Annotated in this window: 16 protein-coding genes; 4 read left to right on the forward strand and 12 right to left on the reverse strand. The window is 68.3% G+C overall.

The features are described 5' to 3' along the window. Positions 1-11: 11 nt before the first annotated feature. Genes E1202_RS11795 through E1202_RS11805 form a run of 3 tightly spaced genes read right to left on the reverse strand, consistent with a single transcriptional unit; the run spans position 12 to position 3,297 of the window. Positions 12-512: a flavin reductase family protein gene (locus tag E1202_RS11795; RefSeq protein ID WP_132682923.1), complete on the reverse strand. Its 501-nt coding sequence runs from the start codon at positions 510-512 to the stop codon at positions 12-14. Positions 513-553: 41 nt separating this feature from the next. Continuing rightward, entirely contained in the window at positions 554-1,846 is a 1,293-nt protein-coding gene (locus tag E1202_RS11800; protein ID WP_132682925.1) for a flavin monoamine oxidase family protein, read from the reverse strand. 44 nt (positions 1,847-1,890) lie between these two features. After that, positions 1,891-3,297 (reverse strand): LLM class flavin-dependent oxidoreductase, encoded by a 1,407-nt coding sequence (locus E1202_RS11805; RefSeq protein ID WP_132682926.1) that lies wholly within the window; start codon positions 3,295-3,297, stop codon positions 1,891-1,893. Between the two features lie 331 nt (positions 3,298-3,628). On the opposite strand from E1202_RS11805, the gene ribB reads away from it, so the two are divergent. Beyond that, on the forward strand, positions 3,629-4,837 hold the full coding sequence (gene ribB / locus E1202_RS11810; protein ID WP_132682928.1) for a 3,4-dihydroxy-2-butanone-4-phosphate synthase: 1,209 nt from the start codon (positions 3,629-3,631) through the stop codon (positions 4,835-4,837). Positions 4,838-4,982: 145 nt separating this feature from the next. Then, positions 4,983-6,362, forward strand: a complete 1,380-nt coding sequence (locus E1202_RS11815) for an MFS transporter (protein ID WP_132682929.1) — start codon at positions 4,983-4,985, stop codon at positions 6,360-6,362. Between the two features lie 65 nt (positions 6,363-6,427). Here the strand turns inward: E1202_RS11815 and E1202_RS11820 are convergent, their stop codons facing one another. The 4 genes from E1202_RS11820 to E1202_RS11835 form a co-directional block, all read right to left on the reverse strand. Beyond that, the gene (locus tag E1202_RS11820; RefSeq protein WP_132682931.1) at positions 6,428-7,222 is read right to left on the reverse strand and encodes an IclR family transcriptional regulator; all 795 of its coding nucleotides are present in this window, start codon (positions 7,220-7,222) and stop codon (positions 6,428-6,430) included. A gap of 1,136 nt (positions 7,223-8,358) precedes the next feature. Further along, entirely contained in the window at positions 8,359-8,775 is a 417-nt protein-coding gene (locus tag E1202_RS11825; protein ID WP_132682933.1) for a pyridoxamine 5'-phosphate oxidase family protein, read from the reverse strand. After that, the gene (locus E1202_RS11830; RefSeq protein ID WP_132682935.1) at positions 8,775-11,201 is read right to left on the reverse strand and encodes a glycoside hydrolase family 3 protein; all 2,427 of its coding nucleotides are present in this window, start codon (positions 11,199-11,201) and stop codon (positions 8,775-8,777) included. Before E1202_RS11830 ends, E1202_RS11825 begins: the two co-directional genes overlap by 1 nt. Next, positions 11,198-12,493, reverse strand: coding sequence for an MFS transporter (locus tag E1202_RS11835; RefSeq protein WP_207918578.1), 1,296 nt, complete (start codon positions 12,491-12,493; stop codon positions 11,198-11,200). Before E1202_RS11835 ends, E1202_RS11830 begins: the two co-directional genes overlap by 4 nt. A gap of 118 nt (positions 12,494-12,611) precedes the next feature. On the opposite strand from E1202_RS11835, the gene E1202_RS11840 reads away from it, so the two are divergent. Continuing rightward, entirely contained in the window at positions 12,612-13,796 is a 1,185-nt protein-coding gene (locus E1202_RS11840) for an ROK family transcriptional regulator (protein WP_207918579.1), read from the forward strand. 174 nt (positions 13,797-13,970) lie between these two features. Here the strand turns inward: E1202_RS11840 and E1202_RS11845 are convergent, their stop codons facing one another. Further along, complete coding sequence (locus tag E1202_RS11845) at positions 13,971-15,095, reverse strand: oxidoreductase (protein WP_132682937.1); 1,125 nt, start codon at positions 15,093-15,095, stop codon at positions 13,971-13,973. A gap of 114 nt (positions 15,096-15,209) precedes the next feature. Here E1202_RS11845 and E1202_RS11850 point away from each other — a divergent pair, with 114 nt between their 5' ends. After that, the gene (locus E1202_RS11850; protein ID WP_132682938.1) at positions 15,210-15,566 is read left to right on the forward strand and encodes an ArsR/SmtB family transcription factor; all 357 of its coding nucleotides are present in this window, start codon (positions 15,210-15,212) and stop codon (positions 15,564-15,566) included. 820 nt (positions 15,567-16,386) lie between these two features. Here the strand turns inward: E1202_RS11850 and E1202_RS11855 are convergent. From E1202_RS11855 to E1202_RS11875, 4 genes are all read right to left on the reverse strand, one after another. Then, positions 16,387-16,653 carry a hypothetical protein gene (locus E1202_RS11855; protein ID WP_132682940.1) on the reverse strand — a complete coding sequence of 89 codons (267 nt, stop codon included), beginning with the start codon at positions 16,651-16,653 and terminating at the stop codon, positions 16,387-16,389. Positions 16,654-17,528: 875 nt separating this feature from the next. Continuing rightward, positions 17,529-18,728 (reverse strand): YncE family protein, encoded by a 1,200-nt coding sequence (locus E1202_RS11865; protein WP_235878085.1) that lies wholly within the window; start codon positions 18,726-18,728, stop codon positions 17,529-17,531. Positions 18,729-19,186: 458 nt separating this feature from the next. Next, positions 19,187-20,290 carry an ABC transporter ATP-binding protein gene (locus tag E1202_RS11870; RefSeq protein WP_132682943.1) on the reverse strand — a complete coding sequence of 368 codons (1,104 nt, stop codon included), beginning with the start codon at positions 20,288-20,290 and terminating at the stop codon, positions 19,187-19,189. Between the two features lie 28 nt (positions 20,291-20,318). Next, complete coding sequence (locus tag E1202_RS11875) at positions 20,319-21,992, reverse strand: glycoside hydrolase family 13 protein (RefSeq protein WP_132682945.1); 1,674 nt, start codon at positions 21,990-21,992, stop codon at positions 20,319-20,321. Positions 21,993-22,013 lie beyond the last annotated feature (21 nt).

Genomic DNA, 22,013 nt, shown 5'->3' on the forward strand with positions numbered 1-22,013 from the left:
CTCGTGGGGGCTCAGGCGGCTTGGCGGTACGCGCCGAGGCGGCCGCGGTGGAAGATCAGCGGTTGCCCCGTGCCCGCATGCAGGCGGAGGACTTCAGCGATGACGATGACGTGGTCGCCGCCTTCGAGTTCGTGGACTGTCTTGCAGTCGATCCAGGCGTGGGCACCGGTGATCTGCGGGCTACCCTCGGCCGATTCAGACCAGTCGAGTCCGGCGAACTTGTCGGATTGTTTGCTCGAGAGGGCCTGGCAGACGTGGGACTGGTCATCGGCCAGCACGCTGGCGCTGAAGTGGGTGGCGGGGCGAATCTTGGGCCAGCTGCTGGAAGTGGTGGCAACGCTGAAGGTGACCAGCGGCGGTTCCAGCGACAGCGATTGGAAGGTGCCCACCACCAGGCCGGCGGGGGCACCGGTGGCGGGTTCGCGGCCGGCCACGACCGTGACGCCGGTGGGCAGGTGACCGATGACGTCGCGGAAGTAGCGGGGCTCGATCGTCGGGGTCGACAGTGTCATGATCGCGTTCCCTCCCAGTCAGATGCCGACTGTCGTTGGTGTCAGGTCAGGTCGGTGGTGATCTCGCGGGCCACGCGGTGGCCGCTCTCGATGGCGCCGTCGATGAAGCCCGCCCAGACGTTGGCGTAGTCGCTGCCGGCGAAGTGCAGGACGCCTTCGGCCCGCTGCTGCGCGGCGAAGTAGCGGGTGAGCTGGTGGGGCTGCTGCATCAGCCAGGTCTCGCGCGAGTAGGGGTCGGCCATCCAGTCGTGCCCGGTGACCTCCAGGACCTCCAGGTCGTCGCGCCACACCCGCAGCGCCTCGGCCACGGCGTCGCGGTCGTTCGAGGAGATCCGGCGGGAATCGGCGCCGAAGGACACCAGCACCGCGTCATCGTCGCCGAGGAACTCGGTGCGCACCACCGACAACGGATGCGAGGCAGAGGAGTAGGCGAAGAAGGGCTTGATCGGGCCACGCACCCGGATCCAGACCTTCACTCCCTTCGAGGCGGTGCCCTCCTTGGTCGCGGCCCGCTTCTCCGAGCACAGCCCGGGCGAGACGTCCAGGTCGCCGAGGAGGTTCTGCGGCAGCGTCAGCACTACCCGCTTCGTGTGGATCTGGTCACCGGCCGTGGTGGTGACAACGGCGCCGTCGGTGTCATGCTCGACCCTGGCCGCCTCCGTGGAGGTGCGGATGTCGGCGTCGGTGTCGGCCACGATCGCCCTGACCAGCGACCGCGTACCCGAAGCGAGCCGGAAGACCGCCGACGCCTCGTGCATCAGGTGCCAGGAACCGGCGGTGGCGGAGGTCCAGCGCAGCGCGCTGGCGAACGCCCCGTCCTCCAGCGGGGCGTTGAAGTGCCCGACCCAAGCGGCCTCGTTCGCGCGGTACTCCTCGACCGGCAGGTCGAGCTCGTCGAGCTTGTCCTGCACGCTGAATCCGTCCACTGAAGACAACTCGGGATTGGACAACGGCTTGTCCGGGCGCGGAATCCACTCCATCGTGCCCTCTAGCAGGCGGCGCATGCCCGGGTCGATGAGCTCCATGAACCCGTCCAGCGTCCCGGTGCGGACCTCGTCGCCGGCCAGCCAGTACGCCTCCTCCGGGCGCGGTCCGCGGGTGACCTCCAAGCCGTAGCGGGTCACCTCGGCCCACGCGTGCGGCTGGACCCAGTGCAGCCACGTCCCGCCGATCTCCAGGTCCCGGCCCAACCGGTGATCGGTCCACACCCGGCCCCCGAGCCGGTCCCGCGCCTCCAGCACCGTCACCCGCAATCCCTTGCGGCCGAGCTCGCGGGCGGTGATCAGGCCCGCGACCCCACCGCCGACGATGACGACATCGGTTTCCTCAGACACAGCGTCCCTCCTAGGTATTCGTCTTCTCCGTCGATTCGCAGCGGTCAGGCGAAGGCCGGCACCGCGAGCGCGCCGGCGCCTTCACGCGCGGTGGTGGCCGGGTGGCCGGGCAGCGTCAACCGGCTGCCCGATCCGTAGAACTTCTCCCGAAGCGTGGCGGCACTGCCGTCGTAACCGTCCTGGGCGAGTCCCTGGCGGCGGAGCTCGGGCAGCGCGAGGTCGATGAATTCCTGCCAGCTGGTCGGTTTGCTGGTGTAGCTGAGGTTGAACCCGTCGATGTCGGCCACGTCCCGCCAGCGGCGCAGCTCCCGGGCGACGGTTTGCGGGGAGCCGACGACGACTGCGCCGGTCCCTCCGATGCCGAGGAACTCGGCGATCTGACGCGGGGTCCACGCCCGGTCCGGGTCGGCCTTGGAGAACATCTCGACGATCGAGCGCACACCTTCGGTCTCGGCGTAGCGCAACGGCATGTCGGGGTCGTAGCCGGACAGGTCGATGCCGGTCCACCCGGCGAAGCGCGCCAGGGCGCCCTCGTAGCTCACCGACCGCAGGTAGGCCTCGTACTTGTCCTGCGCCTGCTCGTCGGTCGGAGCCACCACGACCGTGATCAGCGCCAGGACCTGCACACTGCGGGGATCACGCCCGGCGTCCGCAGCCGCCTGGCGCACCTTCGCCACGCTGCGCTGGGAGAGCTCGGGGGTCATGGTGTTGATGAACACCGCCTCGGCGTGCGACCCCGCGAAGGACACCCCGCGCGAGGAGGCTCCGGCCTGGAACAGCACCGGCGTGCGCTGCGGCGAGGGCTCGCAGAGGTGGAAGCCCGGGACCTGGAAGTACCGCCCGCTGTGGTTGATCTCCCGGATCCGGCTCGGCTCGATGTAGGTCGCCGAATCGCGGTCGCGCACCACCGCATCGTCCCGCCAGGAGTGCTCCCACAGCTTGTAGCAGACCTCCATGTACTCCTCGGCCAGGTCGTAGCGCTGGTCGTGCGGCATCTGCTTGCCCATGCCGAAGTTGCGCGCCGCGGACTCGGAGTAGGAGGTGACGATGTTCCAGCCCACCCGGCCACCGGTGAGGTGGTCCAGGGTGCTGAACTTGCGCGCCATCGAGTAGGGCTGCTCGTAGGTCAGCGAGCTGGTGACGCCGAAGCCCAGGTGCTCGGTGACCGCGGCCATCCCCGACACCAGCAGAGCCGGGTCGTTGATCGGGAACTGCGCGGCGTCCCGCATCGCCGCCTCCGGCCCACCCGCGTACACGTCGTGGTAGCCGACGGTGTCGGCGAGGAAGAGCCCGTCGAAGCACGCCTCTTCGAGCAGCTTCGCCGTGTCGGTCCAGTAGGTCAGCTCCGTGTAGCGGCTCCCCTGGTCGTCCTCGTTGCGCCACGAACCGGCGGTCAGGTGCGCCGGCGCCTGCACATCGAAAGCGAACAGCTTGAACGGACGGTCGCCCATCACGCCTCCTTTGGCGGTGATCCGCCTCCATGGCGGCTCAAAAATGAATAGCTCATTCACATATTGGATGCAGTGGAGCTGAGTGTGGCGACGGATACAACGCTGCGTCAAGGGCCGAATTGGGCCGATTGTGGTCAACTTCCCGCGTTGAAGCCATGTTCGACCGGTCGGACGAGCCCGGCGCGGCTTCCCCCTTGACAAGGGAGGTGACCGCTGCCACCGTCCATTTTTTTAAATAAGCAGTCCAGTTAGTGAATAACCGGTTTGCTTGCTCTCAGGCTCCGCAGCGGCGGCGACCGCTGAACGGCCCAGTCCCTTCAGGAGAAGATCGATGCCAGTCTCGAAGATCACCGAAGCTCTCGACGCGCTCGCCGGTGGCGGCATGGTCCTCGTCATGGACGACGAGGACCGGGAGAACGAAGGCGACCTGATCATGGCCGCCGAGCACGCCACCACCGACCAGGTCGCGTTCTTCCTCGAGCACACCTCGGGCTTCCTGTGCGTGGCGATCGACGACTACCGCGCGGCCTCGCTCGATCTCGATCTGATGGTCTCCACCAACACCGAGTGCCAGGGCACGGCCTTCCTGGTCAGCGTCGACCACAAGCACGGCTCGACCACAGGCATCAGCGCCGCGGACCGGGCGGCCACCACACGCGCGCTCGCCGATCCGCGCACCCTGCCGCAGGATCTGGCCCGCCCCGGGCACATCATGCCGCTGCGAGCCAAGAGCGGCGGCGTGCTGGCACGAGCGGGCCACACCGAGGCAGGGGTCGACCTGTGCCGCATGGCGGGCTTGAGCGGCGCTGCCCTGCTCTGCGAAATCGTGACCCCGGACCGGCGCGCGATGATGCGCCGGCCCGAGCTGGAGAAGTTCGCCGCGCGCCAGGGCATTCCGATGATCACGATCCGCGATCTCATCGAGTGGGTGCGGCCGGCGCCGGCGGCACCGAGGCGCACCGGACGAGCCACGATCCCCACCGACCTCGGCATCTTCGAGGCGATCAGCTACGCCTCCGGGGACACCGAGCACCTGGTGCTGACGATGGGCGAGCTCGACGGCCAGCAGGAACCGCTGGTCCGCCTGCACAGCGAGTGCCTCACCGGAGACCTGGCCGGTTCACTGCGCTGCGATTGCGGAGCGCAGCTGCGCATGGCCATGAGCGCGATCGCGGAGGAGGGCCGCGGCGCGCTGGTCTACTTGCGCAAGCACGAAGGACGGGGCATCGGGTTGGGTCCCAAGCTGCAGGCCTACGAGCTCCAGCAGCTCCGCGGGATGGACACGATCGAGGCCAACGTGGAGCTCGGACTTCCGGTGGACGGGCGCGACTACGCCGATGCCGCGCACATCCTCGCCGACCTCGGGGTCGTCTGGGCGCGGCTGATGACCAACAACCCCGACAAGTGCAGCGCTCTCGCCGAACGCGGCATCACCGTCACCGAACGCATCGCCCTCGAGGTACCGGCCACCGAGCACAACCTCGCCTACTTGACGACCAAGCGCGACCGCATGGGCCACCTCTTCGAGCGGTCGTCCTGAGCCTCACCACCACTGACCGCGACAACGGTCGCGGCTTTCCCGGCTGCCCGCGGCCGACTCGCGGGTCTGATCACGAACGCACCACGCGGAGAGGAGAACTGCGTCCCGTTGCTCTGAACTCGACCAGCACGAAAGGCTTCACAGCATGACAACGTCCACCCCTGCACAGCGCGAGGACGTCAACGTAGTCGACCCCCGGCAGGTGAAGCGGGCGATCACGGCCGCCACGATCGGCAACCTCACCGAGTGGTACGACTTCGGCGTCTACGCCTATCTGGCGACCACGATCGGGAAGGTGTTCTTCCCGAGTTCCAGCACGACGACACAACTGCTGGCCACGTTCGGCACCTTCGCGGTGGCGTTCCTCGTCCGGCCGCTGGGAGGCATGTTCTTCGGTCCACTCGGCGATCGAGTGGGGCGCACGAAGGTGCTCGCCGCGACGATGATCATGATGGCGATCGGGACCTTCTGCATCGGTATCATTCCCAGCTACGAGACGATCGGCATTGCCGCACCCGCTCTGCTGCTGCTGGCCCGCCTGGTTCAGGGCTTCTCCACCGGTGGCGAGTACGGCGGTGCCATGACCTTCATCGCGGAGTACACGCCGGACAGACGACGCGGTTTTTTCGGCAGCTTCCTGGAATTCGGCACGCTCGTCGGTTTCATCCTGGGTGCGGGCACCGTCGCCCTGCTGACCGCGGCGCTGTCCGAGCAGGACATGCTCTCCTGGGGCTGGCGCATCCCCTTCCTGGTCGCGCTCCCGATGGGCCTGATCGGCCTGTACCTGCGGCTCAAGCTCGGCGAGACCCCGGCCTTCGCCAAGCACTCCGAGGAACGCGCCCAGGACGAGAAGCGGACGAAGCGGGAGGAGTTCCGCTTCATCTTCGTCGAGAACTGGCGGGCGATGGTCGCCTGCGTCGGGCTGGTGCTCACCTACAACGTGGCCTGCTACATGTTCTTCTCCTACATGCCCACCTACATGTCCGTGGAGCTCAAGAGCGACATCAGCGATACCGAGTCGAACCTGCTGCAGGTCGGGGTCATGTCGGCGATGCTGCTGGTCATCACGTTCATCGGCAGGCTCTCCGACCGGGTGGGCCGCCGTCCTGTGCTCCTGGCCGGTGCGGGCTCGATGGTCGTGCTGGCCTTCCCGGCGCTGCTGCTGATCCAGGTCGGCACCACGGCTTCGGCCTTCGCCGGACTGCTGCTGATGGGGCTCATGGTGGTCTTCTTCGCCGCCACGATGACGTCGGCGCTGCCGGCGCTGTTCCCCACCGAGGTGCGCCAGGGCGCCCTGTCGATCTCGTTCAACGTGTCGGTCTCGTTGTTCGGCGGCACCACGGCCTCGGTCATGACTGCGTTGATCGCGGTCAGCGGGGACCTCATGTGGCCCGCCTACTACCTGGTGGCAGCAGGTGTGATCGGGGGCCTCGCCGTCTGGCGGATCGCCGAGTCGGCGAACAAGCCCCTCAAGGGCGCGCCACCGGCGGTTGAAATGGGAGAGGAGCCGGCCAGCGAGCGCTGACGTGGGAAGTGCTGGGCCGAGCACGCCTCCGGCGCCCGGCCCAGCACCGCCGACGTCGGCACCGCTCAGGTCGAGGCGTCCGGTTCGCTCCAGAGGAGCTCGGTGATCCGCCCGGCGGTCTTCTCCATGCTCTGCAGGGCCCCCGGGATCCGGTCCCGTCCGAAGCGGTAGCGCGGGCCGTCGACGGTCAGCACCGCAGCCAGCGTGCCCGCCTCATCGCGCACCGGGCGGGACAGGGACAGCAGTTCCTCTTCGAGCTCGTTGTCGAGGACCGAGTAACCCTGTTCGCGCACTTCCTCCAGCTCCCGCAGCAGGACCGTGCGGTCGACGATCGTGCGGGAGGTGAACGCCTCCAGCTTCTCGGGGAGCAGCTCCCGGACCCGATCGGACGGAAGCTCCGCCAGCAGGATTTTGCCGGTCGAGCTCGCGTGCAACGGGAAGCGCTTGCCCACGACGTTGCGCACGGCGGCACCGACCACGTGCGGGCCGATGGCCTCCGCGATCACGTCGAAGTCGTGGCGCGAGTTCGGAACCGCCAGCGTCACGGTCTCGCTCAGCTCGGCGGCCAGCTCGTCCAGCGCGGGCTGCACGCGCGAGACCAGCCCCCCGTAGGGGTCGGCGAGCCTGCCCAGCCGCGCCATCTCCCAGCCGAGCAGGTAGTTGTTGTCGGTGCGGTCGACCAGGCCCTCCTGCTCGAGCGTCGCCAACAAGCGGAACGCGGTCGGCTGCGGAATTCCGGCCTCGGCCGCGATCGCCGACGCCGACGCCCCACCGCTGTGACGTCCGAGGATCCGAAGCAACCGCGCAGCCTTGACCACCGATTTGTTGGTCAAGGGCGCCGGATCGCTCGGCTCGCCCATCATCCACTCCTCACCCCTGGCCGCTGCGAAACGAGCGGCTCGTGCGTTACCCCATGGTAGGGAATCAGCTGAACCGATCCCTGTCCGACCCGCGACCTCGGCAAATTCCCCGGCCGAGCTCGTTCCAGCTGCGGCCGAATCCACCTCTCCAGCGATGCGGTCGGTCCGCGTTTTCGATCAGGAAGCGGATTTGCACGGTTTTACTCAGGAACGTTTGCTTTTGCGCAACGGTCGGTTCAGCCAAGCTGTGGACGTGTTGCCGAGAGAGCTCTCCCCTGACCGCGGCGCCGGTGTGTCCGGCGAGTGCTCCGCGCGACGGCGGGACCGCGCACGGCGACCTACCTGCTGATGGCGCTCACGGTCGGAGCACGTCCCCGTCTGCTCCGCGGCCCTCGACCTCGGCACCGATAGCGCGGGCCGCGGCACGTGCAACCACGTCAGCAGTCGCCCACCGCACTCCCAGCTGCCGGGTCGACTGACCGTGAGGCGCCCTGAACACCCACCGAGCTGGGTCTACCGGTTACCGACGGCCGGATCCGGCGTGCGCGCGAAGTGGCCGAGCACGCGGTTCCGACCTTGTCGCTACCGACATCGAGAACGAAAGGAGGGGCGCCGCTCCACGGCGCCGCAACCTGTGTCGAACAAACCTGGACACAAGCAATTCGCACCACTAGCAGAGGGAGGAGGAGCCCACGCCGCCTACCAGCTGTTCTTCGACGCCGGTCGCTGCCCCCACCGTCGTCGGCCCGTTGATCCACGTTCGGATTCGCGCTGAGAACCAGGCTTCCGGTGCTCAGCGACCGACCGATCCTCGACCTCAGCGCGAGGCAAGCCGTAGTGGCCGGCGGAGCGGGGTGGTAACCGGTGCGCCGCTGTTGGCGCTTCGAGACCCATCGAAGCCCGCGTTCGCGCCGAGCGACGAGTGGTACGAATTCCGATGCCCGATGGATTCACGCCACGAGCCCGAAAAGGCCGTCCCCAGATCGCCGAGGACTGCGGGCCCGGCAGCGCCGTGACGACGCGCCGGACCTTCTTGGCCATGTTCGAGGTCGCCCCCTCGCGAAACCCCGACGCCCCACGCGGACGCGAACTGTTCGACCCGGCGCTGGGACTTCCCCGTTGCTCCCAGATCGCCCTTAGTCGCTGCTCTTGGGGATCGGACGGTCCCACTCGGTGATCTCGACTCGCACGGCGGTGCGCGGGCGGCGGATGCGGTAGCGGTCCCCGGTGTGCACCGCGGACATGCGGTCGACGAGTTCGAGGTCGGCGTCGTCGAAGAACTCGACCGCTCTGCCCTGGACGGTGACGGCGTCGTACCAGCTCTTGCGGCCCAGCGCGGTGATCGAGATGAGCGGGTGGGCGCGCAGGTGGGCCAACCGATCGCCTCGGGCGTTGGTGGCGTCGATGCTCAGCAGCAGGTGCCGGTCGTCCTCGACGAGGTACCAGGTCGGGACGGTGACCGGCTGGCCGTCGGGTCGGACCGTGGCGATCACGGCGTGGACCGGTTCGGCGAGCGCGGCCTGAACTTGGGGCGTCAACGGCGGATTCGGCATCAGTTCTCCTCGCTGAGCGGCAGGGTCAGGCGGACGTCACCGAGTCCCCGGGCGATCAGCAGCTCGGTGTTCGGCAGCGGGCTCCAGGCCCGCGTGTCGGGATCCCATCGGCGTTGAGTTCGCTGGTCGCAGGGCACGGCGACGGTCGCGGTCCGTCCGGGCTCGACAATGGCTCCAGCCCAGCCGACGAGTCGGATCGGTTCGTCGGGATCGGCGGGACGGGCGTAGACCTGGACGATCTCGCGGGAGGTGCGGTCGCCGGTGTTGGTGACCTGGACCCGCGCGTTGGTCGCAATGCCGTGTTCGGCCACGGGTTCGACGGTCTCGTAGCGCCAGGTGCCGTAGCCCAGTCCGTGGCCGAACCAGAACAGCGGGTCCCGGCCGCGCCAGCCCCGGTAGCCGACCGCGCCTCCTTCGGCGTAGGTCAGCACGCCGTCGGTGGGCGTGGTGTTCCAGCCCGGGCCGTCACGATCCGCGGCGGGGAACGTGGTGACCAGGCGGCCTGCCGGTTCGACCTCGCCGAGCAGTGCGGCGGCCACGGCATCGCCCGCCTCCTGGCCCGGTAGCCCGGCCCACAGCACGGCGTCGACCTCGTCGATCCACGGCATGAGCGCCGGTGTCGCCGCGTTGACCACGACCACGGTGCGCTCGGCCACTGCTACCACGGCGAGCACCAGTTCGTCCTGGCGTCCCGGCAGCGCGAGCGTGGTCTTGTCGACGCCCTCGGTCTCCTGTTCCTGGGTGTAGCCGACGACGACCACCGCCACCTCGGACTCGCGTGCCGCGGCGGTGGCAGCCTGGATCGCCTCGTCGTCGGTGGGCGGGGCCGGGGCGGCGACCAGGCCGATGATCCGCATGCCCGAATCCGCTCGCGTGACAGCGCTGATCCGCGCACCCGATGACTGCTCGACGTCGAAACCGCGCGCAGGTGGGCGGTGCAGCCCGCCACCGGGCCCGGGTGCCCGGTGCAGCTCCAGCTCCTCGCGCAGGCCGGGTGCGGTGAGTTCCCACCGCCCGGGGCCGCGCACGCCGATGCGCGTGCGCGCGGGCTCGTCGAGGACGAGTTCGGCGGACAGCTCGATGCTCGCGGCGGAGCCGAGCCAGCCGTCTTCGACGGCCTCGATCTCGGTGCCGTCGACGTGCCGGGACTCCAGCACCGCACCGGCGGCGTCCCAGGCCGTCACGCGCATGCCGCTCTCCCCCGTGTGCGGGTCGCGCACGGCACCGGGTTCGGCCGCGAGGGGACGGGTCCGCACCTCGACGCCGTCCACAGCGGACACCCGCTCAGTGCCCAGGGCACCGGTGAGCCCGTCGGCGATGCTGACCACGTGCGGCGGGCGGATCTGCGCGGACCCGCCGCCCTGCGCGACGGTGTCGAACGCGTGCCGCCCGATCACCGCGACCCGACCGCCCGAGGTGGCCAGCGGGAGGGTGTTGTCCCGGTTGACCAGGACCGTCATCCCGCCCGCCGCCAGGTGGCGCAGGCGTTCTCGGGTCTGCGGGCTGTCCGGGCTCGCGCTCGTGGTCTTCGACGCGGGTTCGCCCGGGAAGCAGCCGACGCGGGCGGCGAAGCGCAGCAGGCGCCGGAGGTGCTCGTCGATCGTCTCTTCAGCGACGTCCCCGGCTTCAACGGCGGCGACGAGCTTCTCGCCCCATGGACCGTCGGGCCCGGGCATCACCAGGTCGAGGCCGCCGTTGGCGCTGGCCGCGGTGGAGGTCGTGGCGAACCAGTCGGACATCACCAGTCCGTCGTAACCCCACTCCCCCTTGAGGACGTTCTCGATCAGCTCGCGGTGCTCGGAGGCGGGTGTGCCGTTGACCTGGTTGTAGGAGGCCATCACCGACCACGGGCGGGCATCGGCCACGACCATCTCGAACGGCAGCAGGTAGACCTCGCGCACGGTCCGCTCGTCGATGGCGCAGTCGACGGTGAAGCGCTCGGTCTCGGACTCGTTGGCCAGGAAGTGCTTCGGCGAGGTCGCGATGCCCCGGGCCTGCAGGCCGCGCACGTAGCCGGTCGCCAGTGCACCGCTGAGCAGCGGGTCCTCGCTGAACGCTTCGAAGAGCCGCCCGCCGAGCGGGCTCCGGTGCAGGTTGATCGTCGGCCCCAGCACCACGTGCACCTCGTGCGCTGCCGCTTCGTCGGCGAGGAGTTCGCCCACCTGCTCGGCCACGCCGACGTCCCAGTGCTGGGCCAGCAGCGTGGCGTTGGGCAGCAGGCAGGACTTGCGGCCGCCCGCGAGCTCGGCACCCCGCAAACCGGTGGGGCCGTCGGACAACCGCACCTCGGACAGCCCGATGGCGGGCTCCGCGGGCAGGGCGAACATCGCCGCTCCGGTCAGCAGGCGCACCTTGCGCGCGAGGTCCAGGACACCGATCGCCTTGTCGATCATGCTCGGCAACTCAGCCTCGTCGTACCCGGTCATGAATTCCTCTCGAAAATCGTCAGCGGACCGACCGCACCGGCACGATGGCCAGCGCGCCGACCACCGCGATCACCGCGGCAACCGTCAACATCAGCTCGTAGTTCTGGCCCGCGCCCGCGGAGATCAACGCGGCCGCCAGCCCGGGAGCGAGCGTTTGCGGCAGAGACATGGCGATGTTGAACACCCCGAGGTCCTTGCCCGCCTCGTCGGGGTTCGGCAGGACGTCGAGCACCAGCGCTAGGTCGATCGCCACGTAAACGCCGAATCCGATGCCGAGCACGACCTCGGCGGCGTAGAAACCCGCCACCGATTCGGCGTGCGCGAGAGTCCAGGTACCGATACCGAAGATCACCGCGGAGGCAACCGATGAAGACCTTCCGGCGCGAGATCCGGTCCGAGAGCCAGCCCGCGAGCTGACCGGCCAGGATCACCGCGACGGTGTAGATCAGCACGCCGGTGGCCATCACGCTCGCGGCTTCCTTGGCGGACATGTCCATCTCGTGCTGCAGGTACAGCAGCCGGAAGGTCAGGAACATCCACGCCGACAGCACGATCAGGAACCGCGACACCCACGCGAACGCGAAGTCCGGGTGCCGACGCGGGTTCACCCAGAACGTCTTCAACACCGTCCGAAGCCCGCCCTCGGGTTCCGGGCGCTCCGGCAGCGGCCGATCGGGCAGGACCAGGACGAACGCCAGGACCAGCACCAGGCCGATCGCCCCGGGCACCAGGAACAGCAAGAGCATGTCCTGCCCGAGGAACTTCCCGGCGTAGGCCGAACCGACCGTGGACGCCTGCTGCGCGATGCCGATCAGGCCACCGACCTTGCCGCGCTGCGCTGTCGGCAACTGGTCGGCCAGCGAGGCCGTGTGCGCGGCCACCGCGGCGTTGCCCGCGATCTGCCCGAACAACCAGCCCAACGCCAGCACCCACACGTTCGGCGCCAGTGCGATGACCAGCAGCCCCAGCATCAGGCCCAGCGAACCGGCCACCAGCCACGGGCGGCGGCGGCCGAAGCGCCCGGTGGTGCGGTCGCTGATCCGGCCGAAGACCGGGTCGAAGATCAGCGCACCGATCGCACCCGCGGTCGTCACGATGCCGACCACGACGACCACCTGACCCGGGCCGACCAAGGTCTGCACCTTCAACGCCAGCCCGGCGATCAGAGGCGCGGTCAGACCGAGCATCAATCCCAACCGCGCCAGCGTCATGGTGGCCACCACCCGACCACCGGCCTTCTGCTGCGGTGGCGGGATCAGCGGTGCCGGCGGCGCGGCGATATCTCTGGACACGGAGTTCTCCCTTGAACTCGACGGAGCCGACGAACCATCGAACGCACCGGGCGAACGATGGGTGAGAGCCTGAATTAGTCCATTGACCGACACAAGATGCCGCATTTAGTTTGATGGAGTGCATAAAGATGACGTGGCGCTGCGCAAGATGCTGGCACTCGTCCGCAGCGGCGAGGCGACGAGCAGAGCCGAAATCGCCCGCCGGACCAGTCTCGCCCGCTCGACCGTCGGTCAGCAGGTCAACCACCTGTTGACCTCCGGCCTGGTCACCGAGGACGAGGGCGGCGACACCGTGCGCGGACGGCCTCCGCGCGTGCTGCGGATCAGCCCGCAGGCGGGCGTGATCGCCGCCGCTGACGTCGACGGCACCGCCACCCACCTGGCGATCAGCGACCTCACCGGGAAGGTCCTGGCCAGGGAGGTCACGACGATCCCCGTCGAAGCCGGACCCGAGCGTGCGCTCGGCGACCTGACCGCGCGGATCCGAGCCCTGCTCGACGGTCACGCTTCCGACCGGCCGCTGCGGCACGTCGTCGTCGGCCTCCCCGCCCCGATCACACCCGACGGCTGCACCGTCAAGGCCCCCATCACCCTGCGTGCGGCGACCATGTCCGGCTGGGACGGCACCCCGGTGGCCACCCACCTCGAACAAGCCCTGTCGGCGCCGGTCACGGTGGACAACGACGTCAACCTCATGGCCCTCGGCGAAGCCGCCCACGACGCGCCGGGACCGCTGCTGTTCATCAAGGCCGGTGCCGGGATCGGCTCCGGCGTGGTCACCGCCGAAGGCACCGTCCTGCGCGGCGCGGACGGCGCTGCCGGCGACATCAATCACCTGCGCATCGCCCACGACAGCGACGTCGTCTGCGCCTGCGGCCACACCGGATGCCTCGGCTCCGTCGCCTCCTACCGCGCCGTGCTCAACGACCTGGACATTCCGTTCCCGGAGGACCCGCTGCACGGCTCACGACAACTGGCCGAACTCGTCGCGAGCGGCGACCCCACCACACTGCGACGAATCCGCCGCGCCGCAACACACCTCGGCGAGGCAGCAGCCCTGCTCATCCAGTTCCAGAACCCCCGCACCCTCGTGCTCGGCGGACTGCTCGCCCAGCTCAACGACGACGTGCTCTCCGGCGTCCGCGCAGCCGTCTACGACCGCGCAGCTCCCCTGTTCACCCGCAAGCTCACCATCACCACCAGCACCCTCGGCGACCAAGCCGGCGTCCTCGGCGGAATCACCCTCGCCCTGGACCGGACCTTCGACAACGACGGCCTGACACGCCTCCTCAACGACCGTTGACGCCCGGCAGCTCAAGATCCCCATGGTCGTCACGAGCAGCCCCTGATCGGCCACGCGCACTTGCGGAGCTCCTGCACTCGCCGCGGAGACCGCTGGCACGGCCCGCCGTACTGCGGCGACCGGCCCGGGAGTCCACGCCTGTGCAGCGGCGCCGACTCCCGGACCAGCGACAGGTCAGAGCGTCAGTTCCCAGTCCTTGATGTCGGCCAGCGGCTGAAGCGTCTCGGGGTGCGGCTCACCGGCGATGTCATGGCCATCGCGTGCGCGACGCGGCCAATCGTGTTGAGCGAGCGCGGCTTTGCCGATCGCGATCACGTCCGCGCTGCCGGACTGGAGCAGCGACCGCGCCGTCTCCGGGTCTTCGAGCCCGCCATTGGCGATCACCGGCAGTCCGCCGTGCTGCTTGGCCAACCCCGCCAGAGTCGCACCCCCTTCCTCGAAGGCCGCTGCGGTGGCCTTGTACTCGGTCGTGTGCACGAAGTGCAGACCAGTGGCAGCCAGGGTCTCGAAGATGACCTGGGCGTCCTTCGCGCCTCCGGGCCAGCGATGGGTGAGGTCGCTGACCTTGCCTTGGGAGATGCGGATGCCCACGGCGATCTCCGCACCCACCGCTTGCAGCACCTCGTCGCAAATCTCCGCGGCCAGGCGAACGCGGTTCTCGATGCCGCCGCCGTACTCGTCATCGCGCTGGTTGAGGTAATCGGTGAGGAACTGGTCGAGCAGGTACCCGTTCGCACCGTGCAACTCCACCCCGTCGAACCCGGCGGCGACCGCGCGTCGCGCCGCGGCGGCGAAGCTTCGGCGAATCCCAGCGATCTGCTCGCCATCAAGAGGCTTCGGCGTCGGGTAGGGGCCCTCACCTCGGTAGAAAGCGAGCTGCTCCCCACGCGGCGCCACGGTCGATGGGCCGACCGCACCGCGGCGGAATCGGTTCCCCTGCGACTGCGCCCCAGCGTGCATCAACTGCGCGAAGATCGCACCGCCTTCGGCGTGCACGGACTCGACGACCGGGCTCCAGGACCGCTCCTGCGCGGGCGTTGCCAGGCCCGGCTGGTTCACATACCCCTGGCTGTACTCGGTGTCCGGGTAGAGCCCCTCGGTGGTGATCAGTCCGAAGCCGCCGCGCGCGAATCCGGCGTAGTAGCTGGCGTTCCGGTCGGTCACCAAGCCCTCGGCGGTGGCGCTGACCCTCGTCATCGGGGCCAGCGCTGTGCGGTTCGCCAGCGTGACGCCACCGACCGTCAACGGCGCGAACAGGGCGTCCTCCGCTGCACCGCTGTCCGAGCTGAGGGTGTCCATTGTCGTGCGAACCTCCTGCTAGGGGCTGCTGCGGCTACCAGCCGCAGCCTTAGTACGACATTCATCGTACTAAGGAGAAGCGGACATGTACGACGCCTGTCGTACAATGTGCGCATGCTCACCGACCGCCCCCGACACCCGGAGCACGGCAAGGCGCTCCCGCAGCCCGACCTGAGCGAGATCCGGGTCGACCAGGTGCTGCGCGCGCTCGGTGAGCCGATCCGCCTCGGCATCGTCCGTTCACTCGCCCGATCCGAGCTCCCCATGAACTGCAGCTCCTTCGGCCTCACGGTGTCCAAGTCGACCTCCACGCACCACTTCAAGGTGCTGCGCGAGAACGGCATCATCGCCCAGTACGAGCAAGGCACAGCCCGCTACAGCGAACTCCGCGACACCGAACTGGAACAGCGCTTCCCCGGATTGCTGGCAGCCGTGCTCGCGGCAACGCGAGAAGACTCCTGGCAAGACTGACAGCCACCACCAAGCCCAGGGGGCCATCGCCATCGAAAAATGCGGCGAAACTGCGGTTGCGAACAAGGACTCGGCGGCGCCGATCTCCGAGATCGCCGACAACGGCGTCACCGAAGAAGTCACCAAGCGCAGAAGCTCACCCCTGACGCGACAGAAACGGCCGCGCTCACCCCATGAACACGGCCACCCGGCTGGATTACCTCACTCAGAAAGAGCCGAGCTCTCCTTACCCACCCAGCACCACACGAAAAGCCCCACGCCAGACACCCGAGCCCGGCGAACCCACCGGCAAAATGCCCCAGCGCAGCGCCAAGACCTGCCGCGGCCTCAAACTCGACCATCTGGACCCGATGTCCGCATCCTGAGCTACATCACCAAAGGCCAGACCGACCGATCACCACATCCAGCCACCTCACGTCCAGTCGGTGGCCATCGGCTTCGCCTAGACGCCCATCCAACCGAGATGTGCAACTCGACAACCAAAGCAGAACCCCGCGGGACACCCCTCTACGGGCCTGGCGCGTGAGTTCGGACAGCCGACCGCACCGCCTCGGCACTACATCGGAGGCGAGAATGCGATTTCGCCATGTGGAGATCAAGCCGGTTGGTGGTGCGGTCGGCTGTCTGACCATGGTCCTCATTTCGGTGGTGCTGTCCGTAGCACTGACCCTCGTGTTGAACTACATGCGGTGATGATCGACGGCCGCACCAGCGATCATCGATCGCCCAACACGGGTCGTTCGGACACAGGAGACCGCCCGTGGTAACACGCGGGACGACCTCCTGAGCTGGGCCCTACAGCGCACTCCCAGCTCGCGCTTCAAAACCACTGCCCCGCCAACGTGTCTCCGAAGTGATCGCCGTAGGTCAACAGCTCGGCGCTCTTCACCTGACGGTCCACATTGGTCGCCCAATCGTAGCCGCTCGCCGGATGCGCAGCGTTCGTGATCAGCACCAGTGCCGGTCCGTGCAAACCTCGGCTCGCGCTCCAGAAAATGGTCTTCTGCTCATCGGGACGAGTTTTCTGGCTACGCGCGGGAGGTTGCTGAGCCAGATGTCGGTAGTGGATGTCGGACGACCAGTGCATGTTCGGGGAGAGGATCATCCCCGCCTGCGCGGGGAGCACACTTTCTGACCAGGGGCGTTATTCCACAGAAGCTTGGTTTTCATTGAGGTGATCTCAGTGGGATGAGGCTGAGGCGCTGAGGCGGAATTGGGCGTGGAGTCCTGGTAGAAGAGGTATCATCACAAGATCGCCTTCTGTTAGAGCCAGGACCCCACGTGATCGCCTATCGTGCCACGCTTGATGTTGCTGACGAACTTGCCCGTTACCTCTGTGGCTTATTGATCGAGGAGCGCCGGCGTCGTGGGACCAGGCGTGGGCGGCGGGCGTTGAGGCCGTTCAAGCAGGCGGTTTTGGGGTTGCGGTGGTTCCGGGATCGCACTGCCATCGCCGCGTTGGCCCGCGATAACGAGATCTCGCGGGCGACCGGATACCGCTATGTCGACGAAGTCATCGATGTGTTGGCCCGGCAGGCTCCCGACCTGCACGACACGCTGCGGGACGCCGCGGCCGCCGGTGATCCTTACGTGATCCTGGACGGCAAGCTGTTCGCCTCAGACCGGCTCAGCGAGAAGACCCTGAACAAACACGGTCGGGAGATCGACCGCTGGTATTCCGGAAAACACCACCGCCAGGGCGGCAACGTCCTCGTCCTGACCGACCACACCGGATTCCCGCTGTGGTCGGCACCGGTGGAACCCGGCTGCATACACGACATCACCGCCGCCACCGGCCACGTCCCGGGAGCCCTCTACTGGGCCGCCTCCCAGCTCGGTTTCCCCACCCTGACCGACGGCGGTTTCCAAGGAGCCGGTATCGGCATCCGACCCAGGGCACGGGGTGCCACGGGAAATTCGCCCAGCGTGCCGTGTGGGAACCGATTCGGCCGGTGCCGTTGGTTATCGGATGTTGCTGGTGTGGCCGAGCGAGTAGCGGCCGGGTTGGGGGAGGTAGGTCAGCCCGTGTGGGCCGTTGCCGACCGGTATGCGGGTGAGCAGCCTGCCGTCGGTGGTGTCGAAAACGTAGACCTCGGCGTGGTAGCGCCCGGACAGCCACAGTTGCCGTCCGTCGGGTGACAGTGCACCCATGTCCGGGCTGCCGCCGCCCGGGATGTGCCACTTGGTGATGGGCTGCTGGGTGTTGGCGTCGAGCACGCTGACGCTGCCCTCGCCGCGATTGGTCACGAACATTCGCGTCGTGTCGCGGGAGAAGTAGATTCCGTGCGTGCCGCTGCCGGTGGGGACGAAGCCGAGTTGTTCCATGGCGTCGCCGCTGAACGTGTAGAAACCCCCGGCCTTCATGTCGGCCATGTAGAAGGTCTTGCCGTCGGGGGAAAGACGGGTGTCCTGCGGCATGCCGTGGTGGCTTTGGGGCAGGTAGAAGTCCTTGATGATTTGCCGATTCTCGACGTCGAGCACGATGGCTTTGTTGGCGAACTCGCAGGCCACCAGGGCGCGTTTGCCGTCGGCGGTGAAGTCCATGTGGTTGACCCCGTCGCAGCCGGGGGTGTCCAGGCTGCTCTGCCGCTGCCAGGTGTGCGGGTCGTAGAAGTCCAGGCGCTTGTAGGCCTCGGCGACAACGATGGCGGATGTGCCGTCCGGGGTGAAGTAGAGGTTGTAGGGGTCCTGCACCGGGATGGGCTGGCCGGGTTTGCCGGTCCGCAGGTCGATCGGGGTGAGCGAGCCTCCGGGCACCTTGTCCGCGACCGCGTACAGCGAGCGCATATCGTAGGAGGGCACCACGTGCTGCGGCTCGTCCCCGGCCGGGAACGTATCGATGACAGCGAAGGTCTTGGGATCGATCACCGAGACGGTGTCGTCTTCGCTGTTGGGTACGTAGACGAGTTCGCGGGCGGCGCGCATCGGCTCGCTAAGCCGCTCGGGCCGTGTCGTTGCCGAATAGATGTTGGCGGGATCCTCGTCGGCCGGCATACCCGCGAGGCGTGGCGCCATCTCTGTACCTGCCGCATCTTGGGCGACATTGTCATGTGCACTGAACTGTGCATGCCCGGTTTCGGCTACAGGTCGATTCGCGCAGCTGACCAGAGACACGGCTACGACCACAAACCCCACGCACATACACACGATCTTGCTTCTCATGCGTTAAAAACTAGATCGACGATCCAAGGTGCGCAGGAGAGCAGCGCTCCGGGCGAATAGCAATGCCGGATCGAGTGCCACACGATGGTGGAAGATCAGCACTCACACCCGGTGTATGACGCTCGCACTGAACCGGTTCGGATCGGCTGGCATGGCGCCATCAGTTCGAATGCGAGCCTCTGCCCCAGGTCAAGCAACCGCAATCATCGTCGGCACCAGGCAGTCGCCGTATCACACCGCGGCGAGGCCGGCGTCACGACGGACACAGGGCCAGCACAGTCCCAGCAGCGAGCAGGAGCCGCTTGGCGCCACCGGCGAGCATGACCACTTTAACGACCTGGCCTTCGGCGGTGATGTCGGCCTCGATCGCGACAGCGGCACCATCGCCCTGCTGCCGAATGGAACCGTGGTGGACCCCGGTGCGGGCGGCATGTCCGCCCGCACCGGGGTCGAATTGGTCAGGTGGGAAGACGTTCCCCGGTGGTGGCGGAGAACGCGTGGAGCGCATCTGCACGTGGGCGCAGGTGGATCTGCTCGCCCTGGGTGACGCCGGCGCGCGGATCAACGCGGGCGATGACGTCCACCTCGCCGTGGGTGCGGCCGCCTTCGGTGAGCCTGCAGTAGGCGTAGGCGTCGGAGCCGAGTTCCTCGACGAGCGTGACCGTGCCCGCCAGCCCCTCCGCGCCCGGGCCGACGACGTCGAGGTCTTCCGGCCGAAAACCGATCGTCACCGTGGACGAACCGTCGGCGCTGGCTGCTCCTGTGGTGTTTCGCGGCAGCGGGAGGAACAGTCCGCCCAGCCGCGTCCCACCGTCGACCAGGTCGCAGGTGGCGAGGTTCATCGCGGGCGAGCCGATGAAGCCGGCGACGAAGACGTTCGCGGGCCGCTCGTAGAGAGCCCGCGGGGAGGCGCACTGCTGGAGCACGCCGTTGTTGAGCACCGCGACCCGGTCACCCATCGTCATGGCTTCGACTTGGTCGTGGGTGACGTAGACCGTCGTGACGCCGAGCCTGCGCTGCAGGGCGGCGATCTGCGAACGCGTCGACACGCGCAGCTTGGCGTCCAAGTTGGACAGCGGCTCGTCCATGAGGAACACCTGGGGTTCGCGCACGATGGCTCGGCCCATCGCCACCCGCTGCCGCTGCCCACCCGAGAGGGCTTTGGGCTTGCGATCCAGGTACGGCTCCAGGTCGAGCAGCTTCGCGGCCTCGGCGACCCGGCGGTTGATCTCGTCCTTCGCTGATCCGGCGATCTTCAGGGCGAAGCCCATGTTCTGCGCCACGGTCATGTGCGGGTACAAGGCGTAGTTCTGGAACACCATCGCGATGTCCCGGTCCTTCGGCGAGAGGTGGGTGACCTCGCGGTCGCCGATGTGGATCGCGCCGGAGTCCACGTCCTCGAGTCCCGCCAGCATCCGCAGGCTGGTCGACTTCCCGCATCCGGACGGTCCGACCAGGACGAGGAACTCCCCGTCGGCGATGTCAAGGGCCAGATCGTCCACCGCGGGCCGGTCCGCGCCCGGGTACTGCCGGGTCGCCTTGTCATAGCTGATGGTCGCCATCAGATACCTCTTTCCTCGACCGCGGCGTTCACAGGGACAGCCAGACGGCGGTGTCGGGCGGGAGCAGCTCGTCGTCCAGTTCGCCGCTGGCCAGCAGCACGTGGTCGTGCTCGGGCAGGCGCTGGGCCTTCTCGGAGAGGTTGACCACGCAGGCGAAACCGGGGGTGCGGGTGAACGACAGGACTCCGTCACCGGCGTCGTTCCAAGCCAGGTCTCCCTCGCCGAGCGCGGGGTGCTCGCGACGGATGCGCAGGGCGGCGCGGTAGAGCTCGAGCATCGAGCCGGGCTCGCCAGTCTGCACGTCAGCCGTGAGGTCCTTCCACGAATCCGGCTGCGGCAGCCACGAATCAGCCGTGGCGCTGGCCGGGCTGAAGCCGAACGGCGGCTTCTCCCCGGACCACGGAATCGGCACTCGGCAACCGTCTCGGCCGCGCTCGGTGTGCCCGGACCGCTCCCACACCGGGTCCTGGAGCAGCTCCTCCGGGAGGTCTTCGACCTCGGGCAGGCCCAGCTCTTCGCCCTGGTAGATGTAGGCGCCACCGGGCAGCGACAGCATGAGCAGCGCCGCGGCGCGAGCCCGACGAGTACCCAGCTCCAGGTCCGTCCCACCGTCCGCGCGGTAGTGCTGGCCAGGAACCCAGTCGACAGGCGGGCGTCCGTACCGGGTCACGTGGCGGGGGACGTCGTGGTTGGACAGCACCCAGGTCGCCGGGGCACCCACCGCGTTCAGGCTCGAGGTGGTGGTGTCGATGACCTCGCGCAGCCGCTCGGCGTTCCAGGTCGCCTGCAGGAAGTCGAAGTTGAACGCGGTGTGCAGGCCCTCGGCGCGAACGTAGTTGGCCAGCCGTTGCGGGCTGTCGGCCCAGGCTTCTGCCACGAACTTCCGGTGGCCGGGGTACTCGTCGGCGATGCTCCGCCAGCCCCGGTAGATCTCGTGCACCTCGTCGCGGTCCCAGTGCGGATGCTCGCCCTCGGGGTAGACGTACCCGGATCCCTGCGGTGCGACGACGTCGGGCAGATCGGTGTCCTTGATCAGGCCGTGGGCGACATCGATCCGGAAGCCGTCGATGCCGCGGTCGAACCAGAACCGCAGGATCGCTTCGAACTCCTCCCGAACCTCGCCGTGCGCCCAGTTCAGGTCGGGCTGCTCCGGGGCGAACAGGTGCAGGTACCACTCCCCTGGGCTGCCGTCGGGTTCGCTCACCCGCGTCCAGGCGGGGCCACCGAAGCAGGAGTTCCAGTTGTTCGGCGGCTCCGACCCGTCCGGACCGCGACCCGGTCGGAAGATGTAGCGCGCGCGTTCGAGGCTGCCGGGCCCGGCGGCCAGCGCTGCCTGGAACCACTCGTGCTGGTCGGAGGTGTGGTTGGGCACGAGGTCGGGGATGACGCGGATGCCGTGCTCGTGCGCCTCGGCGATGAGCTCGTCAGCGTCGTCGAGGGTGCCGAATCGGGGTTCGATGTCGCGGAAGTCGGCCACGTCGTAGCCGGCGTCGGCCTGCGGTGACGGGTACCAGGGGTTGATCCAGATGGCGTCAACGCCGAGGTCGCGCAGATAGGGCAGTTTCGACCGGATTCCGTCGATGTCGCCCATGCCATCGCCGTTCCCGTCGGCGAAGCTGCGGATGTAGACCTGGTAGATCACCGCATCGCGCCACCACGGGGCGGGTTCCTGGTGCGGATCGATCAAGTGCTTGTCGTGCATCGGTGAGGCCTCTCCTCGGTG

It is taken from the genome of Saccharopolyspora karakumensis, from assembly GCF_004349225.1.
Classification (GTDB): domain Bacteria; phylum Actinomycetota; class Actinomycetes; order Mycobacteriales; family Pseudonocardiaceae; genus Saccharopolyspora; species Saccharopolyspora endophytica.

Excerpts from the sequence above, each read along its gene's own strand:
- E1202_RS11795 (WP_132682923.1), bottom strand. The coding sequence starts at position 512 with ATGACACTGTCGACCCCGACGATCGAGCCCCGCTACTTCCGCGACGTC.
- E1202_RS11805 (WP_132682926.1), bottom strand. The coding sequence starts at position 3,297 with ATGGGCGACCGTCCGTTCAAGCTGTTCGCTTTCGATGTGCAGGCGCCG.
- ribB (WP_132682928.1), top strand. The coding sequence starts at position 3,629 with ATGCCAGTCTCGAAGATCACCGAAGCTCTCGACGCGCTCGCCGGTGGC.
- E1202_RS11815 (WP_132682929.1), top strand. The coding sequence starts at position 4,983 with ATGACAACGTCCACCCCTGCACAGCGCGAGGACGTCAACGTAGTCGAC.
- E1202_RS11820 (WP_132682931.1), bottom strand. The coding sequence starts at position 7,222 with ATGGGCGAGCCGAGCGATCCGGCGCCCTTGACCAACAAATCGGTGGTC.
- E1202_RS11825 (WP_132682933.1), bottom strand. The coding sequence starts at position 8,775 with ATGCCGAATCCGCCGTTGACGCCCCAAGTTCAGGCCGCGCTCGCCGAA.
- E1202_RS11830 (WP_132682935.1), bottom strand. The coding sequence starts at position 11,201 with ATGACCGGGTACGACGAGGCTGAGTTGCCGAGCATGATCGACAAGGCG.
- E1202_RS11845 (WP_132682937.1), bottom strand. The coding sequence starts at position 15,095 with ATGGACACCCTCAGCTCGGACAGCGGTGCAGCGGAGGACGCCCTGTTC.
- E1202_RS11850 (WP_132682938.1), top strand. The coding sequence starts at position 15,210 with ATGCTCACCGACCGCCCCCGACACCCGGAGCACGGCAAGGCGCTCCCG.
- E1202_RS11855 (WP_132682940.1), bottom strand. The coding sequence starts at position 16,653 with ATGCACTGGTCGTCCGACATCCACTACCGACATCTGGCTCAGCAACCT.
- E1202_RS11865 (WP_235878085.1), bottom strand. The coding sequence starts at position 18,728 with ATGAGAAGCAAGATCGTGTGTATGTGCGTGGGGTTTGTGGTCGTAGCC.
- E1202_RS11870 (WP_132682943.1), bottom strand. The coding sequence starts at position 20,290 with ATGGCGACCATCAGCTATGACAAGGCGACCCGGCAGTACCCGGGCGCG.
- E1202_RS11875 (WP_132682945.1), bottom strand. The coding sequence starts at position 21,992 with ATGCACGACAAGCACTTGATCGATCCGCACCAGGAACCCGCCCCGTGG.